General features: G+C 63.9%; 19 protein-coding genes. 6 read left to right on the forward strand and 13 right to left on the reverse strand.

Features of this window, described 5'->3' with window-relative positions; translation table 11 throughout:
* Positions 1 to 2: 2 nt before the first annotated feature.
* The 3 genes from HQ843_RS24375 to HQ843_RS24385 all read left to right on the forward strand — a co-directional run bounded on the left by HQ843_RS24375 (position 3) and on the right by HQ843_RS24385 (position 4,444).
* Positions 3 to 2,237, forward strand: coding sequence for a glycoside hydrolase family 2 protein (locus tag HQ843_RS24375; RefSeq protein WP_180900776.1), 2,235 nt, complete (start codon positions 3 to 5; stop codon positions 2,235 to 2,237).
* Positions 2,238 to 2,245: 8 nt separating this feature from the next.
* Complete coding sequence (locus HQ843_RS24380) at positions 2,246 to 3,331, forward strand: ABC transporter ATP-binding protein (RefSeq protein ID WP_180900775.1); 1,086 nt, start codon at positions 2,246 to 2,248, stop codon at positions 3,329 to 3,331.
* 117 nt (positions 3,332 to 3,448) lie between these two features.
* A complete protein-coding gene (locus HQ843_RS24385; protein ID WP_210275294.1) occupies positions 3,449 to 4,444 on the forward strand; it encodes an alpha/beta hydrolase family protein in 996 nt (331 codons plus the stop codon).
* Between the two features lie 228 nt (positions 4,445 to 4,672).
* On the opposite strand, the gene HQ843_RS24390 is transcribed toward HQ843_RS24385, so the two are convergent.
* Entirely contained in the window at positions 4,673 to 5,296 is a 624-nt protein-coding gene (locus HQ843_RS24390; RefSeq protein ID WP_180900774.1) for a TetR/AcrR family transcriptional regulator, read from the reverse strand.
* A 114-nt stretch (positions 5,297 to 5,410) separates the two neighbouring features.
* On the opposite strand from HQ843_RS24390, the gene HQ843_RS24395 reads away from it, so the two are divergent.
* Positions 5,411 to 7,447, forward strand: a complete 2,037-nt coding sequence (locus HQ843_RS24395) for an NADH:flavin oxidoreductase (RefSeq protein WP_180900773.1) — start codon at positions 5,411 to 5,413, stop codon at positions 7,445 to 7,447.
* A 122-nt stretch (positions 7,448 to 7,569) separates the two neighbouring features.
* Here HQ843_RS24395 and HQ843_RS24400 read toward each other — a convergent pair whose 3' ends face one another.
* The 6 genes from HQ843_RS24400 to HQ843_RS24425 form a co-directional block, all read right to left on the reverse strand.
* A complete protein-coding gene (locus tag HQ843_RS24400; RefSeq protein ID WP_180900772.1) occupies positions 7,570 to 8,499 on the reverse strand; it encodes a dimethyl sulfoxide reductase anchor subunit family protein in 930 nt (309 codons plus the stop codon).
* 6 nt (positions 8,500 to 8,505) lie between these two features.
* A complete protein-coding gene (locus HQ843_RS24405; protein WP_180900771.1) occupies positions 8,506 to 9,240 on the reverse strand; it encodes a 4Fe-4S dicluster domain-containing protein in 735 nt (244 codons plus the stop codon).
* Positions 9,237 to 12,176, reverse strand: a complete 2,940-nt coding sequence (locus HQ843_RS24410) for a molybdopterin oxidoreductase family protein (protein ID WP_180900770.1) — start codon at positions 12,174 to 12,176, stop codon at positions 9,237 to 9,239. Before HQ843_RS24410 ends, HQ843_RS24405 begins: the two co-directional genes overlap by 4 nt.
* Positions 12,177 to 12,236: 60 nt before the next feature.
* On the reverse strand, positions 12,237 to 12,563 hold the full coding sequence (locus HQ843_RS24415) for a DUF202 domain-containing protein (RefSeq protein WP_180900769.1): 327 nt from the start codon (positions 12,561 to 12,563) through the stop codon (positions 12,237 to 12,239).
* An 18-nt stretch (positions 12,564 to 12,581) separates the two neighbouring features.
* The gene (locus HQ843_RS29810; RefSeq protein ID WP_305793957.1) at positions 12,582 to 13,022 is read right to left on the reverse strand and encodes a YidH family protein; all 441 of its coding nucleotides are present in this window, start codon (positions 13,020 to 13,022) and stop codon (positions 12,582 to 12,584) included.
* Positions 13,023 to 13,261: 239 nt separating this feature from the next.
* Positions 13,262 to 14,176, reverse strand: a complete 915-nt coding sequence (locus tag HQ843_RS24425; RefSeq protein ID WP_180900768.1) for a LysR substrate-binding domain-containing protein — start codon at positions 14,174 to 14,176, stop codon at positions 13,262 to 13,264.
* A gap of 342 nt (positions 14,177 to 14,518) precedes the next feature.
* Here HQ843_RS24425 and HQ843_RS24430 point away from each other — a divergent pair, with 342 nt between their 5' ends.
* Both HQ843_RS24430 and HQ843_RS24435 read left to right on the forward strand, forming a co-directional pair.
* Positions 14,519 to 14,953 carry an RbsD/FucU family protein gene (locus HQ843_RS24430; protein ID WP_180900767.1) on the forward strand — a complete coding sequence of 145 codons (435 nt, stop codon included), beginning with the start codon at positions 14,519 to 14,521 and terminating at the stop codon, positions 14,951 to 14,953.
* A 130-nt stretch (positions 14,954 to 15,083) separates the two neighbouring features.
* A complete protein-coding gene (locus tag HQ843_RS24435) occupies positions 15,084 to 16,586 on the forward strand; it encodes an FGGY-family carbohydrate kinase (protein WP_180900766.1) in 1,503 nt (500 codons plus the stop codon).
* A gap of 1 nt (position 16,587) precedes the next feature.
* Here HQ843_RS24435 and HQ843_RS24440 read toward each other — a convergent pair whose 3' ends face one another.
* The 6 genes from HQ843_RS24440 to HQ843_RS24465 all read right to left on the reverse strand — a co-directional run bounded on the left by HQ843_RS24440 (position 16,588) and on the right by HQ843_RS24465 (position 22,658).
* Positions 16,588 to 17,406 carry a GntR family transcriptional regulator gene (locus HQ843_RS24440; RefSeq protein ID WP_180900765.1) on the reverse strand — a complete coding sequence of 273 codons (819 nt, stop codon included), beginning with the start codon at positions 17,404 to 17,406 and terminating at the stop codon, positions 16,588 to 16,590.
* Between the two features lie 71 nt (positions 17,407 to 17,477).
* Positions 17,478 to 18,242, reverse strand: a complete 765-nt coding sequence (locus HQ843_RS24445) for a creatininase family protein (protein ID WP_180900764.1) — start codon at positions 18,240 to 18,242, stop codon at positions 17,478 to 17,480.
* Between the two features lie 8 nt (positions 18,243 to 18,250).
* Positions 18,251 to 19,225, reverse strand: coding sequence for a phosphotriesterase family protein (locus HQ843_RS24450; RefSeq protein ID WP_180900763.1), 975 nt, complete (start codon positions 19,223 to 19,225; stop codon positions 18,251 to 18,253).
* A gap of 2 nt (positions 19,226 to 19,227) precedes the next feature.
* The gene (locus HQ843_RS24455; RefSeq protein WP_180900762.1) at positions 19,228 to 20,181 is read right to left on the reverse strand and encodes an ABC transporter permease; all 954 of its coding nucleotides are present in this window, start codon (positions 20,179 to 20,181) and stop codon (positions 19,228 to 19,230) included.
* A 1-nt stretch (position 20,182) separates the two neighbouring features.
* Complete coding sequence (locus HQ843_RS24460; RefSeq protein ID WP_180900761.1) at positions 20,183 to 21,115, reverse strand: ABC transporter permease; 933 nt, start codon at positions 21,113 to 21,115, stop codon at positions 20,183 to 20,185.
* The gene (locus tag HQ843_RS24465; RefSeq protein WP_180900760.1) at positions 21,108 to 22,658 is read right to left on the reverse strand and encodes a sugar ABC transporter ATP-binding protein; all 1,551 of its coding nucleotides are present in this window, start codon (positions 22,656 to 22,658) and stop codon (positions 21,108 to 21,110) included. Before HQ843_RS24465 ends, HQ843_RS24460 begins: the two co-directional genes overlap by 8 nt.
* Positions 22,659 to 22,661 lie beyond the last annotated feature (3 nt).

Below are 22,661 nucleotides of genomic sequence, written 5' to 3' on the forward strand. Positions count from 1 at the left end.
ACATGCGTAAAGTTCAGAATTTCAATGCCGGCTGGGTCTTCTCCGAAGGGTTCGATGACGCGGCGACCAGCGCCCTTCGTAATGGCGAGAAGGTGCGCCTGCCGCACACCACCGTCGAACTGCCCTTCAACTATTTCGACGAGACGCTCTATCAGCGCGCCTTCACCTACCAGAAGGTGTTCGCCAATGATTCTGACTTTGCCGGCAAGCGCGTCACCCTCGTCTTCGATGCCGCAATGGCGGATGCGGTGGTCTGGCTCAACGGCACAGAGATCGCCGCGCACAAGGACGGCTATACCCCCTTCGAGGTCGAGATCGGTCCATATCTGAGGGATGGCGACAATCTGCTGACGGTAAAGATCGACGGTTCGGAAAACCCGGAAATCCCGCCCTTCGGCAATGTCATAGACTATCTGACCTTTGCCGGCATCTATCGCGATGTCTGGCTGAAGGTGACGACCCCGGTCGCGATCGACAACGTCAAGATCGAGACGCCCGACGCGCTCGCCGAAACCAAGTCGGTGACCGCCGACGTGTTCCTGACGGATGAGACCGGCGGCAGGCTCAGCGCCACGCTCAGCGATGACGAAGGCAACACGGTAGCCACCACCGAGACCTCCTTTTCGGGAAGAAAGGCGCGTCTTGAACTGTCCGGCCTGAAAGGGCTCAGGCTGTGGGATATCGATGACCCGGCGCTCTATACCCTGACCGTGACGCTCGACACCGAAGCCGGCACGGATGCAGTTTCAAGCCGTTTCGGCTTCCGCACCGCGTCCTTCGCCAGCGACGGCTTCCGCCTCAATGGCAGGCTTCTGAAACTGCGCGGCCTCAACCGCCACCAGAGTTATCCGCATCTCGGCTACGCCATGGGAAGACGCGGGCAGGAAAAGGATGCCGACATCCTCAAATTCGAACTCGCCTGCAACATCGCCCGGACCTCGCACTATCCGCAGTCGAAATATTTCCTCGACCGCTGCGACGAGATCGGCCTTCTGGTTTTCGAGGAAATTCCGGGCTGGCAGCATATCGGCGGCGCGGTCTGGAAGCAGGAATCGGTCGAAAACGTCCGCCGGATGATCACCCGCGACTGGAACCATCCGTCGATCATCATCTGGGGCGTGCGCATCAACGAATCCGCCGACGACCATGATTTCTACGCCGAGACCAACCGGGTTGCCCGCGCGCTTGACGCCACCCGCCAGACCGGCGGCGTGCGCTGCATCGAGAACAGCGAGATGCTGGAAGACGTCTACACCATGAACGACTTCGTCCTCGGCGACGAGGAGCAGCCCGGCCGCAACCACGCAAGGATATCCACCCGCGACCAGAAGCAGGTGACCGGGCTTGCCAAGACGGTGCCCTACATGATCACCGAATATAACGGCCACATGTATCCCACCAAGCGCTTCGATCAGGAGAGCCGCCAGGCCGAGCACGTCACCCGCCACCTGCAGATGATGAACGCCGTCGCCGGCGATCCGACGATTTCGGGCAGCACCGGCTGGTGCATGTTCGACTACAACACCCATCAGGATTTCGGCTCCGGCGACCGCATCTGCTATCACGGCGTGATGGACATGTATCGCGAACCGAAGTTCGCGGCCTATGCCTATGCCTCGCAGGGCGAACCCGAGGACGGGGTTGTGCTTCAGCCGGTCACCTTCTGGGCGCGCGGCGAACGTAATATCGGCGGCGTGCTGCCGCTGATCATCCTGACCAATTGCGACTATATCGAGCTTACCGTCGGCGACAGCGCGCCGAAGCGGGTGGAGCCCGACCGCGCGACATATCCGCACCTCCCTCACCCGCCGGTCATTCTCGACAGCCACAATGTATCCGCCGAAGAGTTCGGGGATTGGGGCCGCCAATGGTTCGACGGTACGCTGACGGGTTATATCGACGGCAAAGCGGTCAAGACGATGAAGCTTTCCGCCAATCCCGTGCCGACGACGCTCGAGATCGTGCCGGATGCGACCGAGTTGAGGGCGGCCGAGAAGGATTGCGTGCGCGTCATCCTGCGCGCCCTCGACCAGTGCGGCAACATCATGCCCTTCTTCGATGAGCCGGTCGTGCTTTCACTTGAAGGACCCGGTCGCATCGTCGGACCGGAGATCACAAGCCTCAGGGGCGGCACCGCAGGCCTCTATGTCGAGGCGGGTGAGGAGACCGGAACGCTGACGCTTTCGGTTCGCTGCGCTCCGTTTGCCGACGACGCCGTCACCTTCACGCTCACCTGAGGTTTGCCATGGCAGATGTTTCCCTCAAAGAAATCCGCAAGTCCTTCGGCGCCATCGAGGTCATCAAGGGCGTCGATCTTGACGTGAGGTCCGGAGAGTTCATCGTCTTCGTCGGCCCCTCCGGCTGCGGCAAGTCGACCCTGTTGCGGATGATCGCGGGGCTGGAGGACATCACCGCCGGTTCGCTTTCGATCGGCGGCAGGGACATGACGGACGAGGATCCGGCCAAGCGCGGCATCGCCATGGTGTTCCAGACCTATGCGCTCTACCCGCATATGACGGTGCGCGAGAACATGGGCTTCGCGCTGCGCTTCGCCGGCATGAACAAGCAGGAGATCGAACGGCGGGTGATGGATGCGGCGAAAATGCTGGAGCTGGAGCCCTATCTCGACCGCAAGCCGAAGGCGCTTTCGGGCGGCCAGCGGCAGCGCGTGGCGATCGGCCGCGCCATCGTTCGCCATCCGGACGTGTTCCTGTTCGATGAGCCGCTGTCTAACCTCGATGCGGAGTTGCGCGTGCACATGCGCGCCGAACTCTCCGCCCTTCACGACCGGCTGAAGACGACCATGATCTATGTGACCCATGATCAGGTGGAGGCAATGACGCTCGCGGACCGGATCGTGGTTCTGCGCGCCGGCAAGGTCGAACAGATCGGAACGCCGCTGGAGCTGTTCAACACCCCGGCCAATCTGTTCGTCGCCGGCTTCATCGGTTCGCCGGCCATGAATTTCCTGCCGGCAAGCGTTATCGATGCCGGTGAGGCCGGGCCGAAGATCAGCCTCCTCGACGCGGAAATGCTCGATCTGGCGATCACCGGCGCGCGGCCTGCTTCCGGCGCGAAGGTGACGCTCGGCGTGCGGCCGCAGCATATCAGGCTCGCGACAGGCGAACAGGCGGGTTTCGAGATCGCCATCACCCTGGTCGAGGCGCTCGGCACGGAAACCGTGGTTTACGGAAAAGCCGGCAATGGCGAGCGGGTCATGGCCGTGCTTGCCGGCCAGCACGGGCTGAAAACCGGCACAACCATCCGTGTCACCTTCGATGTCGCCGATGTCCATATCTTCGACGAATCCGGTCAACGCATCGAGCGTTGATCCCATCTGGAACCCTCGACGCCTGAGCGCTCCTCAGGCCATCGAAAGAGATACTCATTCGACTCCACAGCCAGACTGTATAAGATCGGGTATCCAGGAACTGACCGGGGCGGAGGCGTGGACGAACAAGCGGATATCCAGTCGCCGGAACGCCTTGCCGATCAGGGGCGTTCGGGCGCGCCATTGCGCTTTCAGGCTCCCGATGGCATGGGGCTCGGCGGCTTCATATGGCGCCATGCCGATGGCGAAAGGCCCGTTGTGGTGATATCCGCGGCGACATCGGTTCGATGCCGATACTACGCACGCTTTGCGGATTACCTGTTCGGAAATGGCTTCAACGTCATCACCTACGATTATCGCGGCATCGGAGAATCCCGGCCGCGGTCGCTGCGCGGTTTCGACGCGGACTGGGTGGACTGGGGCGAAAACGATCTCGAAGGCGCGCTTCGCCATGCGGAAACAGCGTTTCCAGGACAGGTGATCCATGTTGTCGCCCATTCGATCGGCGGGTTTGCGATTGGCCTGGCGCCATCGAGCCACAAGATCGGACGCATCCTTACCGTCGGATCGCAGTTCGCCTACTGGCGCGACTATGCCGCCGGCCACCGCCTCCGGATGTATGCGAAGTGGCATATCGTCATGCCGATGGTGACGGCGCTGGCCGGCTACTTCCCGGCCAAGCGCCTCGGCTGGATGGAGGACACGCCGGCCGGCGTCGTCAGCGACTGGAGCGGCATGAAAGCGCGCTTCGAGGAGACCGTGCGTCAGGACCGCATCATCGATGACCAGCGCCAGTCCGAAGAGTTGCGTCAGCGGTTCACCGGGGCGACAGCGCCGATCCTGGCGATCGGCCTCGACGACGATCCCCACGGAACGCCGGCAGCGATCGACCGGCTTCTGGCCTATTTCACCGCCAGTCATCGGCGGCACTGGCGCATCCGCCCCGATGACATCGGCGTCGAGACGATCGGCCATTTCGCGTTTTTCCACGATCGCTTCAAAGACAGTCTGTGGCCGATCGCGCTGGCATGGCTGCGAACCGGCGATGTCCCCGCCGCTACGCCCGGCCGGCTGGCAAGTGAGGCCATGCCTGAGGAAAATCGTCCCTCCTGACCGCTAGAGTTTGTCAGGGAAAAGTGGAATCCGGTTTTCCCGAAAAGACAAACGAAAACAAATAAATCTAGAGTCTGTCTGGTTCGATTTGAACCTGACAGACTCTATTGTCCCCGTTTTGTCTCATACAAATATCGCCGGAACCGCAACGGCGCTGTCTGATCATTCGGCACATCGTGGAAAGCGCGAGGAAAGCCGCGCGAATATCCATGGCTCGCTCTCACGGGTTCAGCAGCCATGGCGGGCGCGAAAGCGGGCCAGTTCCCGCTCGTCCGGCGCCTGCCCGGTATAGATCCTGACATATTCCGCCGCCCGTTCGACGCGCGTGGCGGTATCTTCCGTGACCTGCAGCGAGATATAGCCGATCTGCACCAGATACACCGCGTGGGCACGCACATCCGCCTCTTCTTGCGCAAAGCCGAAGCGGACGAAAAGCGCCTTGATCGCTGAAATCCGCCTGCTGTCGGCACTGGCGACCCGCGCCGTGACATCGGCGGATTGCGCCGCCCAGCCGCGAACGGAGAAATCGAGACGCGGGTCGAATTCCGCCTCCGCGATGAAGACGCTGATCAGGTTGAGAATGCCTTCCGTAAGGGTCTCGGCATAGGCATCGCAGGCTTCGATCAGCGCGCCGGTATTGGTGTCTTCCCAATGTTCCAGAAGCGCGTCCAGAAGCGCCGCACGATCCTTGAAGAACCAGTAGAAGCTGGTGCGCGACAGCGACAGCCGGTGGGCCAGCGCCTGAATCCTGACCGCATCCAGGCCGGTTTCGACAAACGCCTGCCGGGCCGCATCGAGCCATAATGCGCGCGAACCGCGCCAGCCTGCATTCTTTTCCGTGTCAGCATCCATGTGCCGCAGACTAGCCGCAAGGCGGGGCCGATACAAGAAAATAGACGATGATGTAGATTAACTTGACAGTACTGTACAGTTATGTCGAACTTCTCTCAACCAGAGGAGAACGCCATGAACAACGATCCGCTGCTGCAGCCCTACCAGCTCAGGCATCTGCGCCTGAAGAACCGCATCATGATCACCTCGCACGAGCCGGCCTACCCGGAGGACGGCATGCCGAAGGAGCGTTATCGCGCCTATCACGTCGAGCGCGCCCGCGCCGGCGTGGCCCTGACGATGACCGCCGGTTCGGCGTCGGTGGCGCGCGACAGCCCGCCCGTCTTCAACAATATCCTCGCCTGGAAGGACGAGGTGGTCGGCTGGATGAGGCGGCTCGCCGATGAGTGTCACGAGCATGACTGCGCGGTGATGATCCAGCTGACCCATCTTGGCCGCCGCACCCGCTGGGACAAGGCCGACTGGCTGCCGGTGGTCTCCGCCGGCCACGAGCGCGAGGCGGCGCACCGCGCCTTTCCGAAAAAGGCCGAGGACTGGGACATCGCCCGCCTGATCACCGATTATGCCGATGCCGCCGAACGCATGAAAGCGGCCGGCCTGGACGGCATTGAAATCCAGGCCTATGGCCATCTGATGGATCAGTTCTGGTCGCCGCTGACCAATGAACTGGATGCGCCCTATGGCGGCTCGCTCGACAACCGGCTGCGGTTCACCTTCGAGGTGCTCGCCGAAATTCGCAGGCGGGTTGGCCCGGATTTCCTGGTCGGGGTGCGTTACACCGGCGATGAACGGCTGGAGGGCGGTTTCGGCCGCGAGGAAGGCATCGAGATTTCGCGCCGCCTGAAGGACAGCGGGCTGGTCGATTTTCTCAATGTCGTGCGCGGCCATATCGATACCGATGCCGGCCTGACCGACGTTATCCCGGTGCAGGGCATGGCCAGCGCCCCGCATCTCGATTTCGCCGGCGAAATCCGCGCAGCCACGAATTTCCCGACCTTCCATGCCGCCAAGATTCAGGATGTCGCGACCGCCCGCCACGCGATTGCCAGCGGCAAGCTCGATATGGTCGGCATGACCCGCGCGCATATGACCGATCCCCATATCGTTGCCAAGATCATCGCCGGCGAGGAAGAGCGCATCCGGCCCTGTGTCGGGGCAAACTACTGTCTCGACAGGATCTATCAGGGGGGGCTTGCCTTCTGCGTTCACAACGCGGCAACGGGCCGCGAGGAAACCATGCCGCAGACCATTCAGCCGGCGGCCCAAAGGCGCCGCGTCGTGATCGTCGGCGCGGGGCCCGCGGGCATGGAGGCCGCGCGCGTGGCCGCCGAGCGCGGGCACGAAGTGATCGTGCATGAGGCGGCCAACGACCCCGGCGGCCAGATCCGTCTTGCGGCCCGGAGCGAGCGCCGTCGCGAGATGATCTCGATCATCGACTGGCGTTTCGCCGAATGTCGACGGTTGGGCGTCGCCTTGCATTTCAACAGCTTCGCCGATGGCGAAACCGTGCTTTCCGACCGGCCCGATATCGTCATCATCGCCACCGGCGGCCTGCCCCACACCGATGTGACCGGCGCGGGAGAGGACCTCGTGGTTTCCGCCTGGGATATCCTGACCGGCGACGTCAAGCCCGGCAATAACGTGCTGATCTATGATGATGCCGGCGACTATCCGGCGCTTCAGGCGGCCGAGAAGATCGCCGAGACCGGCGCGAAGGTGGAGATCATGACGCGCGACCGGTCCTTTTCGCCGGAGGTGATGGCAATGTCGCTCACGCCGTTCATGCGCGCCCTGCAGAAACGCGATGTCACCTTTACCGTGACCTGGAAGCTGAAGCGCGTCGAACGCGACGGCAACCGGCTTCTGGCCACCATCGACAGCGATTACGGCGGGGTGACGCGCACCCGTTCGGTCGATCAGGTGATCGTCAACCACGGCACCCGTCCGCTCGATGATCTCTATTTCGAACTGAAGCCCGGATCATCCAATCTCGGCGCGGTCGATTACGAGGCGCTGGTGGCTGGGACCCCGCAGGCGGTCAACGCCAACCCGGACGGCGCCTACCGGCTGTTCCGGATCGGAGACGCCGTCTCTGCCCGCAACATCCATGCCGCCATCTATGATGCCCTGCGGCTGGTGAAGGATCTGTAGGGCCCCGGCCACCGTTTGGCGGAACGAACGGAAGATCGATCCGGCCTGCCGGCTCCTGACGGTTCCCGTTCGATGTCCCGAATTCCTCAGGAAAACCCGGCACGGGACAGCGTCTTGCGATATCACATGCCGTAATAGAGCGTCACCGTGTGCCGTGCTTCGGCGAAGAACAGCCAGCGTTCGACCAGCATGCCGGCAAGTTGCAGGGGGACGGCGGCGAGCGCGAAGATCAGCGCTCCCGGAAGCAGCAGCGACAGCGTGAGACAGGCTGCCGGCAGGGCGAAGGCCAGGAGTTGCGCGATCCGGCGCAGCCTTGCGGCATGCTTGCGCGCGACGCGATAGCCCATTTCCTTGAGCAGGTAGTTCTGCTCGCTGTGCGGGGACTGCACCTGCCGGATCGCGCCCTCGCCAAGGCCGAGCGCCTGATTGGCGGTGGGTTGCCCCCTGCCGCTGTCGCGGTAGGCCCAGTAGCCGCGCTTGACCGCCCATCCTGAGAGCGCCAGGACCACCGCCAGCGCGGTAACGAACCGGCTTGCGGGGCCGAAGAGCACGAGCAGAGCGTTGAGCAGCGTCAGACCGGTCATCGCGGCAAAGACGAGGTAGGCGGGCAATGTCCAGGGGCCGTGCCATTCCGCGATCGGCCTGAGCGAGGCGTAGATCATCGCCGTCATGCTGACCGTCGCGACGGAGCCGATCGCGGCAAGCCCGCCGGCGAGCGCGACCCAGCCGCCGCTTTCGTGCAGGATCACCCAGCCGAAGGCCAGCGCGACGGCGGGGATATAGGTCGCAACGGAAGAAACCCCTTCGCGCGAAAGCCATGACGACCGCCACTGGCTGAAGGCCCGCCAGGCGCGCTCGGGGCGGCCGAGATGGGCGCTCGACGCCAGCAGCCCGGCCGAGATCAACCCGAGCGACAGGCCGAAGCCGGAAACGCCAAGCCCGAAATCCGGCGGCAGCAGGCCGAGCGCAGCGGCGATCCCGAGCGCGAACAGCAGGCCATAGCCCGCGCCCGAGGCGGTGGTGAAGAAGATGACGGAAAAGGCGGGATGCATCGGCGTCTACCTCGAAAGCATGCGGTCGACCCAGCCGAGAAACCCGCCTTCAGGCGCGGCATCCTCGAGCGGCAGGGCATCTGTCGCGGTGGCTGCGTCGCGCCGCGGGCGTGGGGGCAGGTAGCGGTTGACCGGGTTGTAGCCGAGCTCCGGCATCAACGCGACGCCGCCGCGCTCCTCGGAAAGCTTCGAGATCGGCGATTCCGGATCGCCGAAATCGCCGAAGTGACGCGCGCCGGTAGGACAGGCGGCGACGCAGGCGGGCACCCGATCCTCCTCGGCGAGGTTTTCGTTGTAGATCCGGTCGACGCATAGCGTGCATTTCTTCATCACGCCGACATCGACGTCGAATTCCCGCGCGCCGTAGGGACAGGCCCAGGAACAGAGCTTGCAGCCGATGCACTTGTCCTCGTCCACCAGCACGATGCCATCCGAGGCGCGTTTGTAGGACGCGCCGGTGGGACAGACGGTGACGCAGGCCGGCGTGTCGCAATGCAGGCATGAGCGCGGGAAATGGATGGTTGCCCCGCCCTTCGGCGTATCCTGCTCATAGGTGTGGACCCGGTTGAAGAACACCCCGTCCACCTTGTCGGCATAGGGATTGAGATCGGTCAGCGGGGCCATGTGCCCGCCCGCATTCCATTCCTTGCACGAGGTGACGCAGGCATTGCAGCCGACACAGGTGTCGAGGTCGATCGCCAGACCGAGCTTGCGGTCGGTCTTTTCGGGAAGACAGGTCATTTCGCGCGCTCCCTTGGTTTATGCGTTGGCTTGAATTCAGCGCCATAGGTCAGCTTGTCAGGACCTTCGGAGAGGCCCGGGGGCAGTTCAACCGGCGGATCGAGCGGGGCGGTTGTGCCCGCTTCTTCGGGCGAGCATTTCACCAGCCTTATGCGCAGATCGAACCAGGCGGCCTGCCCGGTCACCGGATCGGAATTGCTGAACCGGCGGCCCTTGGCATCCGGCGGCAGCAGTTCGGTGATGGCGTGGTTCAGAAGAAAGCCGCGGTTTGCCTCCCCGGCATCCGCATGCAGGCCCCATGTCCGGCGGCGCTTGCCGATGGCGTTCCAGGTCCAGACCGTGTTCGGGTTCACCCCCTCGACCAGCGTGATCTGGCCGCGCACCCTTCCATGCGGGCTTTCGATCCAGACCCAGTCGTCGTCGTCGAGGCCCTGGCTTGCGGCAAGGTCGCGATGCACGAACAGCTTGTTCTGGTTCATCACCTGCCGCAGCCACGCATTCTGCGACCCCCAGGAATGGTACATGAACATCGGCCGCTGCGTCAGCGCGTGGACGGGATAGTCCTCCGTCGAGATCAAGGTCTCCTCAAGCGGCTCTGACCAGAACGGCAGCGGGTCGAAATGGGTGGCGACCCGCTCGCGTTCGCTCTCGGGCGGCTGGACCGGACCGTGGCCCTTCGCCGCCAGACGGAAACGCTGCAGCGGTTCGGAATAGATCTGGAGGATGATCGGCTCGGCCTTGGGCAGGAAGCCGAACTGCACCGCTGTCTCCAGATAGGCCTTGTTGGCCATCTTGTAGAACCGTTCCTCCGGCCTGAACTCATGATGCCAGAAGCCGCCATGCTCGATATAGCGCTCAAGCTGGTTTGCGTTCGGCGCGCCGCGGCCGTGCCGATCGCCGTCCTCGCCGCGCCAGCCGGCGAGCGGGCCGATGCCGGGGCTGCGTTCATGGTTGACGATGTAATCGGCATAGTCGCGGTATTTCGCGCTGCCGTCATCATTGACGAAGCCCGGCAGCCCCAGCCTTGCGCCGAGGTCGATCAGCACCGACTGGAAGCCGCGCACGTCGCGGTCGGGTTCGAGAACCGGATGCCGGATCGCATCGCCCGGCCCGTCCGCATGGCTGATCGGCCGGTCGAGCAGGCTGATGCAGTCGTGGCGTTCCAGATAGGTCGTGTCCGGCAGCACCAGGTCGGCGTAGGACACCGTCTCGGAATGATAGGCGTCGGAATAGATGATGAACGGGATCTTGTAGTCGCCGTTCCCGTCCTTGGCCGTCAGCATCCGCGCCGTCTCGGTGGTGTTCATCGACGAGTTCCACGCCATGTTCGCCATGTAGAGAAACAGCGTGTCGATCGGATAGGGATCGCCGTCATGGGCGTTGCGGATCACCATGTGCATCAGCCCGTGGGCGGAGAACGGCGCCTGCCAGGAATAGGCCTTGTCGATGCGGATCGGGCCGCCGTTTTCGTCAACCAGCAGATCCGCGGGATCGGTAACGAAGCCGAGCGGCGCGCCGGCGAGCGGCGTGTCGGGCTTTCCGCCATCCTTGCCCGCCGGCTTCAGCGGCGGCGGGACCGGTTTCGGATAGGGCGGCTTGTAGCGGAAGCCGCCGGGGACATCGACGGTTCCGAGCAGAACCTGAAGCAGGTGGATGGCGCGACAGGTGTGAAAGCCGTTGGAATGGGCCGAGATGCCGCGCATGGCATGCATCGAGACCGGACGGCCCTTCATCGTCTTGTGCTCGCGCCCCGCCCAGTCCGTCCAGGCGATTGGCAGCTCGATTTCCTCCTCGAAGGCGACCTTCGCGAGTTCCGCCGCGATCCGGCGGATGGTGGCGGCGGGCACGCCGCAGGAATCGGCCACCGCCTCGGGTGCATAGCCCTTCGACAAATAGCGCTCGGCGAGAAGCTGGAAAGCGGGGCTGACGGTTCGGCCAAGCGCCTGAAACGTGCCGCTCATTGCCGGAGAAATGGCCGGATCGCTGGAAATCGCGGTGGTGCGTTTGTCGCGTTCCCAGCTCAGGATATTGCCGTCGCCATCGCGCAGGAACAGACCATCGTCGGCAGCACCTGGATCGCGGATCACCAGTTGGTGCAGGTTTGTGTAGCGGATCAGGTAATCGAGATCGACCTTGCCCGCGCGCAACAGCTCATGCACCAGCGCAAGCACGAACAACCCGTCAGTGCCCGGACGGATGCCGATCCATTCGTCGGCGATCGCGTTATAGCCGGTGCGGCAGGGATTGATCCCCACCACCTTGGCGCCGTTGGCCTTGAGCTTGCCAAGGCCGATCTTGATCGGGTTGGAATCGTGATCCTCGGCCACGCCAAACAGCATGAAGTATTTCGAGCGCTCCCAGTCGGGCTCGCCGAATTCCCAGAACGCGCCGCCGATGGAATAAAGGCCCGCAGCGGCCATGTTGACCGAACAGAAACCGCCATGGGCGGCGAAGTTCGGCGTGCCGAACTGCGTTGCCCACCAGCCGGTCAGCGATTGCGACTGGTCGCGGCCGGTGAAGAAGGCCAGCTTCTTCGGGTCTGTGGCGCGGATACGGGCAAGGCGCTCGGTGACGATCCGTAACGCTTCGTCCCACTCGATCTCGCGATACTCGCCCTTGCCGCGCGGACCGGTGCGCAACAGCGGCTTGCGCAGCCGCGCCGGGCTGTAATGCTGCATGATGCCGGCGCTGCCCTTGCCGCACAGAACGCCCTGGTTGACCGGATGGTCCTTGTTGCCGTTGATGTAGCGGATCTTGCCGTCGCGGAGATGCACGTCGATCCCGCAGCGACAGGCGCACATGTAGCAGGTGGTTTTCGCGACCCGATCGCCGATCCGGGGAGAGGTTACGACCCCGTCGCCCTCATCTGGAGCGGGACTGTCATGGAGGGCTTGCTGCGAGGGGGCGGAATTCGCGCCACGGTCATTTCGCGCCATCTGGGGCTCCTTCAAGCGGGGACGGAAAGGGGACGGTCGGAGACGATATGCGCGCCGCCATCAGCGGACACCGATCATCAGGAGCGTGATCACTCCCAGCAGGGCGACAGAGATGCCGGTGATCAGCACTTCCTGCCGTGGCGCAAGGTGATGCGGCAGCGGTCGCCGCCCGAGCCGTCGCGTGCGTCTCGCGCCGGTCAGCATCATCATGATGGAAAGCGCCATGGCGAAGCTGCCGCCGAGAATTGACAACAGGCCCCGCGGCCCGCCTTCCCGCAGCAGCAGAAGCCCACCGAAGATGGCAACGACCAGTGCTGCGCGGACCCAGGACAGGTCCGTCCGCTCGGGCTGCAAGCCGGGGCGACCGGGGATGAGACGTTCGGTCACGGGCCTGCCCTTTCCCGATCACAGGAGGCCACCGCTCAAAAGCGCGGTGATCCCGGCAAGGCCGCCGGTCAGGATGATGAGACCCGACAGGAACCAGATGACGATGCCGCCGGGCAACGGCGCATCGTGGCACATGGCCCGCTGGACGCTGTGCCACCGCCATGTTGCGTAAATGATGGCCGCGAGACCCGCACCGGCCAGCCCGATGGCGAAGAACTTGTCGGGATCGACGCCGGTCAGCGGTTTCGCGAAATGCATCAGCCCCACCGCGCCGGCCAGAAGCGCCAGCGCCGTGCGCACCCAGGCAAGGAAGGTTCTTTCATTGGCGAGCGTGAAACGGTAGTCGGGCTCGTGCTCATCCGTGGTCTGCGGCGGCCCGGTCAGAGCGCTGCCCGCCGAAGGGCTGGAAGCCGTGTCGTCGGCTTGTGGCATCATGCCTTCATGGCTGGTCCTGCGCATTGTCGGGTTCCTCGTCCGGTAGTCCGGTTAAACCATACGTAGAGAAACCGGACGAAACGGTCCAATACGGGGATTGGATACGTTCAATCTGGAATTCCGATGGATTGCGGTATGTGCCCGCACCGCTGCCTTTCCGGGCCCCGCTCCCCGGAGTGGTAAGGCCCGTCGCCGAAAAACCGGACATCGGCCGCGCCGCAAGTCTCCCGGCGCGGGCCATCAAGACGTGTCGACGGCGAGGTTCAATGCTTTTCGGATTGTGTGCCGTTCGCCGGCTCGACGATGCCCAGCTGGTTCAAGAACGCCGCCACGGCGCGGGTCGGGCGACGGGCGGCGAGACGCAGGGCGATGAATGATCGTTCCGGCAATTCAAGAGGAACGTGATGCAGCAATCCCGCCTCCAGGCTGGGCGCCGCAACCGAAGCCGACATCGCCGCTGCCCCGAGCCCGGCTTCAACCGCCGCGCGCACCGCCTCGTTGGACGGCAGTTCCATGGCGATGCGAAACCCCGCCACATCCGCGCCCAGCGCGAGGGCTGCGTGTTCGAAAGCGGAGCGCGTACCCGATCCCGTCTCGCGCCGCACCCAATCGCTTTCCGACATTTTGACGGGGTCGAGCCGCGTCAGTCCGGCCCAGGGATGGTCGGGCGCGACAACGACGATCAGGCGATCGGCGGCGACGGGGTAACAGACCAGTTGCGGATGAACGACCTCGTCCTCGACGAAGCCGAGTTCGACAGCCCCCGTCAGCACCGCATCGGCGACCTGCTGGGTGTTCTCGATCTTCATGCGGAGCGTAATGCCGGGATGCGCCCGGCGAAATGTGGCCAGCCGCGCGGGCAGCCAGTAGCTCGCGATCGTCTGGCTCGCCTCGACCAGCAGCGTCCCGCGCAACAGCGTGCTGAACTCGCTCAGCGCCAGTTCGGCGCGCTCCACCTGCCCCAGGATCGCGCTCGCCTCGGTGAGTAGCGTTCGGCCCGCTTCGGACAGCTCGATCCGTCGCCCGACGCGGTAGAAGAGCTGGGTATCGTAGCGCGCCTCAAGCTGGGCGATCGCGTGACTGGCTGCGGATTGAGCGATGTTGAGCGCCTGCGCGGCCTGCGTGACATGCTGACGCTCGGCCACTTCGACGAAGATGCGCAATTGCTCGAAAGTCATCGCAGGTCCCCCACCTGATCAGAAGGTCAGCTCGATCGCGCAATCTGGCTTCTGTTTTTCGGCACTATAGCTTTCCGGCATCCGCTAGGCAAACAGCGTAAAACGCAGTGAATCCGGATGTTTGGGCCGCCGCTTTCCGCCGCGCGGTTGACCCGCGCGGCCCGTATCCGGCGGATAATCGAGCCGGGCGGACTTGGCGAACCCGGAAAATCGCACCCGGCTGCGCCTTCTTGCTTTCGGCTCGGGCAGGCCATATGACAGGCCGATGGCTCTTCCCGGCAGCGGCCACTCGACCGCTCGGCTCGTGGTAACCGTAAACCATTGCTTTTGAAAGGAATACCCATGCTGAAAGGGATTGATCCGCTTCTCGGACCCGACCTGCTGCACGTCCTTGCCATGATGGGTCATGGCGACGAGATCGTGATCGTGGATGCCAATTTCCCCGCAGCCTCCGTTGGCGAGCAGACCGTCTACGGGTCGGCGCTTACGATCGGGTGCGACGCGCTTCAGGCATTGTCGGCAATCGTTTCGCTGCTGCCGCTCGACGAATTCGAACCCGACCCGGTTCTCACCATGCAGGTCGTGGGCGAACCCGACGCCGTGCCGCCGGTAATCGCGGAGGCCATGCCGACGCTCGATGCGCTTGGCCACAAGCCGGTCGGACTGGAGCGTTTCGCCTTTTACGAGCGCGCCAAAGAGTCGTTCGCCGTGGTCCAGACAAGCGAAATGCGCCCCTACGGCAATTTCATTCTCCGCAAGGGCGTGATCTTTTCGTGACCTTTCGGGGCGCGGCGCAAGCGCTGCGCCCCTGCCCCGATCGCTATCCCGCATTGCGGCCGCCGGAATACCGGCATGGCGGTAACCGGCACCACTTGACTACATATATGGACAAGCCATAGTGACGGGCATGTATCTTGGAATCGACATCGGCACATCCGTCATCAAGGCCGCTCTCTTCGACGAAAACGGACAGCAGCAGGCAGAGGCAAGCGAGCGCATGTCCCTGCTCGACGCGCCGCTTGGCTGGTCGGAACTCGACGGCGAGGCCACCTGGGAAACGGCGGTTCGCGTTATCGGCGATCTTCTTGCGGCCGCTGCCATCGATCCGACTTCGATCAGGGGCATCGGCATTACTGGCGTCATGGTCGGCGTCTGGGCGCTGGATGAACACGACCGGCTTCTGCGCCCGCCGATCCTGTGGAACGATGCCCGCGCACAGGACCTCGTCGCAAGGCTTCAACGTCAAAAGCCGGAGCTGATATCCTCCGTCTTCAGCCATTCCGGCTCGGTGATGCAGCTTGGCTGCACATTGCCGGTGATCGCCTGGCTTGCCGAAAACGAGCCGGACGTGCTGGCCAAGGCCCGCCACATCCTGACCGCCAAGGATTTCATCCGCTACCGGCTGACCGGCGCGGTCGCAACCGATGAATCCGAAGCCGCAATGGCCCCGGGTTCGGCCGTTACCCGCGATTTCCACCCCGATCAGGCAGCCCTCCTCGGCATCGAAGACCATGTCCACCTGCTCTCGCCCGTCGCTCGCGGCGAAACGCTTGCCGGCGCGGTCACCGAAAAGGCCGCCGCGGCGACCGGCCTTGCCGCCGGCACGCCGGTGGCCATCGGCACCGGCGATACCAGCGCCTGTGTTCTTGGGGCCGGCGCCCACAGGCCGGGACAGGCCGTCAGCGTGCTCGGCACCACCTGCCTCAACGGCGTCATCTTCGACCGCGCCGTTTATGAGCCGCGCGACCTCGGGCTGCTGTTCATCGTTCCGGGAAATCGGTGGATGAAATCCATGGTCAATGTCGCGGGCACCACCGTGCTCGACTGGTGCCTCGAAACGCTCTGTCCCGATCTCGCCGCCGGTGAAGCGCCCTATGAGGCGCTGGGCGCGCTGGCGGCACAGAGCCCGCCGGGCGCCAATGGCGTGTGTTTCATTCCTTATCTGTCGGCTGCGGGCGTCATCGCGCCGCGTATCGAACCAAGAGCCCGCGCCGGCTTTCATGGTCTTGCCCCGCATCACCGCCGCGCCGACATGGTGCGCGCCGTCTATGAGGGGCTGGCCTATGCGATCCGTGACTGCTTCGAGGCGATCGGCGGCGTCGAAACCTCGATCCGCCTCGTCGGCGGCGGCGCCCGAAGCCCGTTCTGGTCGCAGCTGATTGCCGATGTCACCGGCGCGCCGGTGGAAGTGCCGGAAGGCACGCAGTTCGGCGCAAAGGGTGCCGCGCTCTGCGCCGCCGTCGCCATCGGCGATTTTGCCACGCTGGACGAGGCCTGCGAAGCGACCTTCAGGCTCAAGGCCCACTATGACCCGTCCGATATCGTAAAACCCGCCTATGACGCGGGATTTGCACGGTTTCAGGCAGGCAGCGAGGCCGCTCTTGGCGTATTAAGGGCGGTTGCCGGATAAGCTATTCGCCATCCGACCGGAAATTCCCGAAGCCGACCATGTAGGTCCATTCCCTGGCAGCAGGGCTGCGGTTGTCCGGTTCGGCGGAGGGGAAGCCGACATTGCGGATCGAGATGTCGAGCGGCACCGGCAGCATGACGATGCGCGACACCTCAAGCGGCGCGCCCGTCTGATCGCGCGCCTCACGCACGGCCAGAAACACCGGCGCGCCTTCGGGAAGCATCAGGAGGGATGCAATCTCGGCATCGGCTGCGACCGGCATGTATTTGTCGTCGGCGACGACCACGGTGCGGCCGAATCTCTCGCGCAAAACCTTATAGAGCGAGCCGGAGAGCGCGGAAAGTTCGAGCCCTTCCAGAACGGCGAGATTGAGGCTGGTGGAAACCACGGCAAGCGGCTTGCCATCGGCCACCGCCAGCCGCTTGTGGCGATAGACCGTGCTACCTTCGGGAAGCCGGAAAAAGCGGCTCTCCGCCTCGCCCGCCGGAACCTCGCCGCTTTCGAGAACCGTATAATCGGGCCTCAGCCCCTGCCCGACCATGCTCTCGGTGATCGAGGCGATCGCGTGATAGCGCTTTTCGACGCCCTTGCGGTTGATGAAGGTGCCCATGCCGTGCTGGCGCACGAGCAGGCCCTCGCGCACTAGGATCTCTAACGCCTGCTGGATCGTCCGGCGGCTGACCTGCCATTGCGCGGCCAGCTTCAGTTCGCCGTCAACCTTGTCGTCGTAGAAACCCGAAACGATCCGGGCTCTCAGCGTTTCGGCAATCTGGATATAGACCGGGCGATGGTCCTTCGCCGCGGGGGCATCTGCGCGCAAGAGGGGGCTCCTGAAAACGGTTCGGATGTCATCGTGTCCGCAATCTCCGAGAAGCCGAAGTCCTCCGCCGCTCAGCTATTGCCGTGAAGCTGCCTAGCATAGAGGACGGCTATCTGCTTTGCCATATTGGCCAGCACAACCTTCAGGATTTTTTCGCCTTTTTCCGCTGTTGCCGCGCGGGCATCGCCCAGGACCGGGCTTTCGGAAAAATCGGTCCAGCGATAGGCAATCGTTGCAAAATCCTCCGGAAACTCCGGATAGTTTTCGATGGCCCTGCCCATATCGACCGCGTCCGGCGCCAGATGCAGCATATAGGACGTCTCGATCTCGCAGGCATGCATGTAGGAAGGATGGGCTTGCCTTTTCTGGCGCACCTCCTCGATCACCGGGCCGGCGCCGGGATAGAAGAAATTCGCCAGCGTGATGCCCTTGTCCCGCAACCGGCGCTGCGCATCGCGAATGGCAACGGCGTTGCCGAGATGCGCGTTGACGACCACCACGGTGCGGATGCCCTTCCCGGCGGCGCTGAGGGCGATCTCGACAATCGTGTTGCTGACCGTCTCGTTGCTGACGCCGAAGGATCCCGCCGCTTCGCCAAGCGACCAGACCTGGCCGAACGGCAGCACCGGTAACCTGAGCACCGGCGTTTCACCGTCGATCGTCCTGACCAGTTCCTCGACGAGCCTTGCCGCCAGAATGTTGTCGGTTCCCGCCGGCAGGTGATCGCCATGGCTTTCCACCGCGCCGATCGGCAGAAGAAGCACCGGCGTTTTTGCCAGCGCCGCTTCCATGTCGCTGTCGTTGAGGCGCGAGATATCGGTTTTATCGTATTCCAAGGGGATGCTCACTGCTTGAAGACAAAGGCGCGCTGCGGATTCTTGACGAAGAACTTTTCAAACAGCGCCTTGCCGTCGAAGCCCGCCTCGCCGGCCTGTTCCATGAAACGCGGCGCCCAGCTTTCCAGAATGTAGCCGAGACCGAGACCGCCCTCGCCATAATTGCGGTACATGGTACGCCGGGCGATATCGCCGCCGACGACGATCTGGTCCTCATGGCCGTGGCTGACGAGATTGAGGATGCAGTCGATCAGCACGCTTTCGGGATGGTACTTGATGCGGCTGATGCCGTCGAAGCACATGAACAGGCCCGTTTCGGCCGCTTTCAGGTGCAGCCAGTGATCCGGGTTGCGGTCGACATGGGCCATGGTCAGCCGCGTCGGGTCGACGCCTTCCTGCTTCAGGATGGCGAGCTGTTCGAGGATCAGCGTGCCGAGTTCGGTGTGGGAATGCAGCGGGCAGCCGGTTTCCTTGTGGGCGTCGAGAACGGCGCGGGTGACCTTGTCCTCGGCCTCCGAGATCGTGTTGTAGCCGGTCCCGAACTTGGCGACGCCGCCCTTGAGGTCGGTGCCATCCATGCCGACGGTCAGTTCGGCCACGACATGGTCGCGGATCTCGGCGCGCGAATGCCCGTCGATCCATTGCTGGAACGTGCCGCCGGTGCCCGCCATCTGGCCCGGCCACATGATCGCCTTGTTGAAGCCGGCGGTGGCGATGATCCTGATGCCGGTGCGGTCGGAGATTTCCTTCAGCGCGGCGGGCTTGCGGCCGTAGTCGATTGCGGTCGCATCATAGACGGCCTGGCCGCCCTCGGCGGTGAACAGCTCGACATCCCTGATCGAGGCCTCGATGTCATCGATCATGAAATCGTCGATCTTCTTTTCCTGCCACAGCGGCGGAATGCAGAACAGGTGATCATGCGAATAGGTGACGCCGAGGTCCTCCGGCGCGATATCGCCGTTGAGTGTCCGAATGAATTCCATGTTCAGCGGTCCTTTTTGAAGTTTGAAAGCGCAAGCGCGAGAATGATGATCGAGCCCTGCAGGACGAAGCGCGCCGCGGGCGGCAGCGACAGGACGTAGAGCAGGCTCTGGAGGAAGAACAGGATCAGGCTGCCGGCGGCGGCCCCCAGCGGCAGGAACACGCCGCCGGTGAACAGCGCGCCGCCGATGACCGCCGCCGCGATCGAATCCACCGTATAGGTATCGGCAATGCCGATCGACGCCATGCCGGTGATCGACGACAGCATGATGCCGCCAAGCGTCGCCATGAAGCTCGCCAGCACGAAGGAAAAGATCACCATGCGGTCGGCGGCGATCCCGTTGCGGCGCGCGGCAGCGGCATTGGCGCCGGAAAGCAGCATTTTTCGGCCGGACAGCGAATAGTGCACGAAGGCAAGCAGGATCAGGCTGGCAATAACCCAGATAACCACCGACCACGGCACAATGCCGAAGAACCAACCTTCCGAGATGACCCGGAAACCTGCCGGTATTGAGCCTCTGGGGCTGCCGCCGGTATAGACGAGGATGGCGCCCGACAGCACCAGCGAGGTTGCGAGCGTGGCGAGAAACGCAGGAATCCGCAGCAGCACCACCAGTACGCCATTGGCAAGGCCGACGAGCAGGCCGAAGAACACCGTGATCGCCAGTGCCGCTGCCATATTGTCCATATCGCCGGCAAAGCTTGCCGCCAGCACGACATTGGCAAGGCCTGCCGTCGCGCCGACGGAGAGGTCGAGCCGGCCCATCATCAGGATCAGCGCCTGACCGAGCGCGATCAGCCCGAGGGGCGCCGCCTGGCGGGCATTGTCCATGATCTGCACCATCGAGACGCGGCCCGAGAACACGAACAGCACGACCAGCAGGATGGCGAGAAGCGCCAGCGCGCGCCATGTCGCGCCGGCCGGTCTGGCATTGGAAAGGTAGGCGGAAAGCGCCATGTCAGTTCTCCTTGCCGCGCATGAAGAACACCAGCGCCACGATGAAGATCAGCCCCTTGGCGATGTTCTGCAGGCTGGTGTCGATGTCGAGCAGGTTGAACATGTTGTTGATGAGCACGAGCGAGAGTGCTGCGAACAACACGCCGACGGCATTGCCGCGACCGCCCTGCAGCGCGACGCCGCCGAGGATCGCCGCCGAAACGGCATCGAGCGTGTAGGATTCGCCGATCAGCGGATCGCCGGAGAGGATGCGGATCGACAGCACGATGCCGGCGGCGGCGGCCAGCACGCCCGACAGGCCGAAGACCATCAGGTCGACCCGGAACGCCGAGATGCCGTTGGAAAAGGCCGCGCGCGGGTCGGAGCCGAAGGCGTAGATCGACCGGCCGAGCCGCGTCCAGTTCATGGCAATCGCGATCACGGCAAAGACGGCGAGCGAGATCACAAGCGGCGCGGAGAACAGGCGCTCTGCGCCGAAAAGCGCTTCATAGAAGGCATAGTCGACCTCGCCGCCCGGAGAGGGCAGCAAGAGCATGGTGATGCCCTTGACGATGGCCGCCGTCGCCAGCGTCATCACCAGCGGGTTGATCCTCAGGAAATTGACGCCGCAGGCCGTGAAGATGCCGCAGGCAAGCCCGGCGAAAAGCGCCAGCGGAACCGAGAACCATCCGATCGATCCCGAAGTCAGCGCCATGATCGCCGTCGCAAGGCTCATGATCGAGCCGACGGAAAGATCGATCCGGCCGGCAAACAGCACCAGCGCCTCGCCCAGCGCCACCAGCCCGAGCGGCAGAAGCCGGGTGGACAGGTTGGTCAGGTTTGAATCACTCAGGAAATTCGGAGAGAGAAAGCCGGTGACCGCGATCAGCAGAACCGCGAGCGCAAGCGCCGGCAGGCTCAAAATCAGGTTGTGGCGAAGCGAACCTTCAAACAAGGGGCACCTCCCCGCCTGCATTCCGCTGTTCGGCCGGCAGGCCGGCTGCATAGCGCATGATCTTCTCCTCGGAGAAGTCGGAGCGGGCGATCTCGCCTGTGACGCGGCCTTCATAGAGCGCCAGTATGCGGTCGGAGAGGCCGATCAGCTCCATCAGATCGGATGAGATGAGGATGACGGAGACGCCCTTTTTCGAAAGCGCACCGACCAGATGATAGATCTCGCTTTTCGACTCGACGTCGACGCCCTTGGTCGGCTCGTAAAGCACCAGAAGCTTCGGCTCATGCGCCAGCCAGCGGGCGAAGACGACCTTCTGCTGGTTGCCGCCGGAGAGTTCGCCGACAGGCTGTTCCATATCGGTCGAGCGGATCGAGAAGCGCTTGCGGGCGTCCTGGACGAATTCGCGCTCATAGCCGAGCGGCAGGAAGCCGGCGCGCGCGCGCTCCGAAATCGCAAACAGGCTCATATTGAGGCGGATCGGCAGCGACAGCGCCAGGCCTTCATGCTTGCGGTCGTCGGGAATGCTGGCAATGCCGGCGTCGATGGCTGCCGCGGGCGATTTGAGATTGACCTCTTCACCATCGATCTCGACCCGGCCGCTTTTGAACGGCGCAAAGCCGCACAGCGCATCCGCCAGCGGCTTCTGCCCCTGCCCTTCGAGACCGGCAATGCCGAGCACCTCGCCGCGACGGACGGAAAAGTCGATTTCCGGGAGGTTCGCATTGGTGCCGCCGGTTACGGAAAAACGGACAGCCAGATCGCCCGGCGCCGGGCGCTTTGGAAAGATGTTTTCCAGTTTGCGGCCAACCATGGCGTGGATCAGGTCGTCCTCGGTAAATTTGCCGCGGGCGGCCGCAAGCGTCAGCGCGCCATCCTTCAGCACCACGACGCGGTCTGCCGCCTCCATGATCTCGCCCATGCGGTGCGAGATGAAGATGATCGAGGTGCCTTCCCGCTTCAGTTCGTTCATCAGCTTCAGCACGGACTGTGCGGCTTCGGCGGAGAGCGATGCCGTCGGCTCGTCTAGGATCAGCAGGTCCGGCCTTGCGGAGATGGCGCGGGCGATCTCGACCAGTTGCCGTTCGGCAGCGCTCAGCCGCCGCCCGAGCCGCTTGCCGTCGAGGCTGAAGCCGAGAGATGCGGAAAGGGTTTCGAAATCGGCGTGAAGCCGTTTCTGCCGGATCAGGCCGAGCGCATTGCGCGGCTCGCGGCGGAAGAAGGTATTTTCGGCAACCGTCAGGTCCGGCATGATCGCCGTTTCCTGGTGCGCGATGGCAACGCCGCTGCCCGCCGCTTCGGCGGGGTTTGCCGGGCTGTAGGCCTTGCCGTTCAGGCGGATCTCGCCGCTGTCAGGGGCAAGGTTGCCGGACAGGATGTTCATGAGGGTGGACTTGCCGGCGCCGTTTTCGCCGACAAGCGCCAGAACTTCCCCCCGGCCAAGCGAGAAAGAAACGTCTTTCAAAACGGCGTTGCGCCCGAAGGACTTCGACAGACCCGTGACCGCTAACAGTGGGGGGAGTTGTGCGGAGGTTTGGCTTGTCACTGT

It is taken from the genome of Martelella sp. NC20 (genome assembly GCF_013459645.1).
In the GTDB taxonomy this organism is placed as follows: Bacteria; Pseudomonadota; Alphaproteobacteria; order Rhizobiales; family Rhizobiaceae; genus Martelella.

Bases quoted from the DNA above. Each gene is read 5' to 3' on its own strand.
- HQ843_RS24375 (WP_180900776.1), top strand. From the start codon at position 3: ATGCGTAAAGTTCAGAATTTCAATGCCGGCTGGGTCTTCTCCGAAGGG.
- HQ843_RS24380 (WP_180900775.1), top strand. From the start codon at position 2,246: ATGGCAGATGTTTCCCTCAAAGAAATCCGCAAGTCCTTCGGCGCCATC.
- HQ843_RS24390 (WP_180900774.1), bottom strand. From the start codon at position 5,296: ATGGATGCTGACACGGAAAAGAATGCAGGCTGGCGCGGTTCGCGCGCA.
- HQ843_RS24395 (WP_180900773.1), top strand. From the start codon at position 5,411: ATGAACAACGATCCGCTGCTGCAGCCCTACCAGCTCAGGCATCTGCGC.
- HQ843_RS24400 (WP_180900772.1), bottom strand. From the start codon at position 8,499: ATGCATCCCGCCTTTTCCGTCATCTTCTTCACCACCGCCTCGGGCGCG.
- HQ843_RS24405 (WP_180900771.1), bottom strand. From the start codon at position 9,240: ATGACCTGTCTTCCCGAAAAGACCGACCGCAAGCTCGGTCTGGCGATC.
- HQ843_RS24410 (WP_180900770.1), bottom strand. From the start codon at position 12,176: ATGGCGCGAAATGACCGTGGCGCGAATTCCGCCCCCTCGCAGCAAGCC.
- HQ843_RS29810 (WP_305793957.1), bottom strand. From the start codon at position 13,022: ATGCGCAGGACCAGCCATGAAGGCATGATGCCACAAGCCGACGACACG.
- HQ843_RS24425 (WP_180900768.1), bottom strand. From the start codon at position 14,176: ATGACTTTCGAGCAATTGCGCATCTTCGTCGAAGTGGCCGAGCGTCAG.
- HQ843_RS24430 (WP_180900767.1), top strand. From the start codon at position 14,519: ATGCTGAAAGGGATTGATCCGCTTCTCGGACCCGACCTGCTGCACGTC.
- HQ843_RS24435 (WP_180900766.1), top strand. From the start codon at position 15,084: ATGTATCTTGGAATCGACATCGGCACATCCGTCATCAAGGCCGCTCTC.
- HQ843_RS24450 (WP_180900763.1), bottom strand. From the start codon at position 19,225: ATGGAATTCATTCGGACACTCAACGGCGATATCGCGCCGGAGGACCTC.
- HQ843_RS24455 (WP_180900762.1), bottom strand. From the start codon at position 20,181: ATGGCGCTTTCCGCCTACCTTTCCAATGCCAGACCGGCCGGCGCGACA.